The sequence below is a fragment of the Methylobacterium sp. E-041 genome (genome assembly GCF_022829665.1).
In the GTDB taxonomy this organism is placed as follows: Bacteria; Pseudomonadota; Alphaproteobacteria; order Rhizobiales; family Beijerinckiaceae; genus Methylobacterium.
In genome coordinates, this window is sequence record NZ_JAKSYQ010000148.1 from 1 (window position 1) to 934 (window position 934).

Annotated in this window: 1 protein-coding gene; it reads right to left on the reverse strand. The window is 59.6% G+C overall.

The genetic code is table 11. The features are described 5' to 3' along the window. Positions 1-555 precede the first annotated feature (555 nt). Positions 556-934, reverse strand: a 379-nt coding sequence (locus MKK70_RS13760) for an STAS/SEC14 domain-containing protein (protein ID WP_243948421.1), incomplete at its 5' end; no start/stop codon positions are given.

Below are 934 nucleotides of genomic sequence, written 5' to 3' on the forward strand. Positions count from 1 at the left end.
TGTCCTTGATCACCGCTTCTGCCGGCTTCTTGGCCGGTCCGGATGTCTGCTTCATCTTCGCTCCTCAGGGGCTACGATGAACCAGCCATCCTCCGTTCGTGAAGACCCTCAATCTGTCCCACAGGTGCTGACGTCGGACACCTCGCATCAACGCTCCTGGGTGAGCTTGCTAACTAATACCGCCCGACCGCCTTTGAGACGCAAACGCTCTAAGTTGTGAGCCTCTACTTCGCATTGTTCTTCGCTGCGGATTGCGACATTGAAAGTCCGCGGGATGTGACGGCGCGGCCTGAGACACGTTCGACGAGCGCTCGTGACGCCCGGACAACCGCGCGGGACGCTTCCATGATGGCAGCGTGTTCGGCTCGATGGACCTCGACCCGATCAGCCAACGCTTGAGCTTCCAAGGCCATCCAACTTGTCGAGCGTTGCATCGATCGCCTCGGCATGGTTCAGCACCAGAGGGCACGACCGCTCGACGCTCGCACCAACAAAAACGATGATTTGGGGAAAGGTGCGCCCTCCCTCAGGCTGACCATCCGACGACCTTGCGTATCAGGATGGGGTGGTTTGAGCCTGTGCGAGCCAAGCCCAAGCAGCTGGCTCTTCCTCAAGGTCGAAGGTCTTGGTCTCGACCGGTATGATCATTCCGGAGAGGTTGATCATCGCCTTCGCCATGGCTGGCGCACCGACAACGACGTAGCGCTCAATGTGCGCTACCGAGCGCGCTTTCACGCTTGCGGCATAGCCGTCGAACGTCGCCCCGAGATCCGACCCTTCGTAGTTCGACATGATGATGAGCATGTCGATCTTCCCGTGCGCCTGCATGGCTGCATCGGTCACGGAGGACATCCACTCGATGTCGGGCTTGGTGATCTTGTCCTTGATCTCGAAGGCGAGAAGGTCGGGACGCGGTGCCTCACGCTGGATGACT